2 protein-coding genes are annotated in these 650 nt (G+C 63.8%); one reads left to right on the top strand and one right to left on the bottom strand.

Annotated features, from left to right (window positions below; all coding sequences use genetic code 11):
- On the top strand, positions 1-309 hold a 309-nt coding region (locus tag QSV46_RS39095), incomplete at its 5' end, for a hypothetical protein (RefSeq protein ID WP_314964010.1).
- 65 nt (positions 310-374) lie between these two features.
- Here QSV46_RS39095 and QSV46_RS39090 read toward each other — a convergent pair.
- The coding region (locus tag QSV46_RS39090) for a hypothetical protein (protein WP_314964009.1) at positions 375-650 on the bottom strand (276 nt) is incomplete at its 5' end.

The following is a 650-nucleotide window of genomic DNA, read 5'->3' as shown; positions in this document are numbered from 1 at the left end:
TCCTCACCGAGATCCTCCCCGCTCGTCATCGTGCGATCGCACGATCACACGTCCGCTGCGAAGCCGCAGTGGATCATTGGGATCGAGATCGTCAGGTTCAGGCTCGCGGCGGCGATGTCGCCTCGCGCGTTCTTCCGATTCGCGCTGTTCACGGGCCGCTCGCTGGGCGCGAGTTTCGATGATGGATCGTGCGAAACGGCGGCGCTGCCGCGGGCGCTCGAGCGAAGTAGGCTGGACGTCGTCGCCTTCGAGCTCGCGGCTGCGGCGCCGCCGAGTTTCGCGCTGGAGCTCAAACCCGCCTACATCTGATGGACCGGGGTCCGTGTCTTGTGCTTCGATTGTCATAACAATGCCATCAGTATTCGCGCGGTCAACTATTTCCGCAGTGCTTCTGGACGTTTGGATTGCCCGGCCGATTGCGGGATCTCGTGCTGCTTGAAGAGATTCGGCCATTCGTATCCTGCCGTCGCGTTCAAGGTTCGGCGGTTCGGGGTGGCTTCTGACACCAACGGGAATATCGGGTGCAGGCTCCGGCCTCGCGCGTTCTTCGGATTCGCGCTGCTCACGGGCCGCTCGCTGGGCGCGAGTTTCGATGATGGATCGCGCGAAACGGCGGCGCTGCCGCGGGCGCTCGAGCGAAGTAGGCTGGA

Origin of the sequence: Bradyrhizobium cosmicum (assembly GCF_032290525.1) — a bacterium.
GTDB lineage: Bacteria > Pseudomonadota > Alphaproteobacteria > Rhizobiales > Xanthobacteraceae > Bradyrhizobium > Bradyrhizobium cosmicum_A.
Note: the sequence above shows the minus strand (reverse complement) of the source record. Positions and strands in the feature narration are given on the sequence as shown.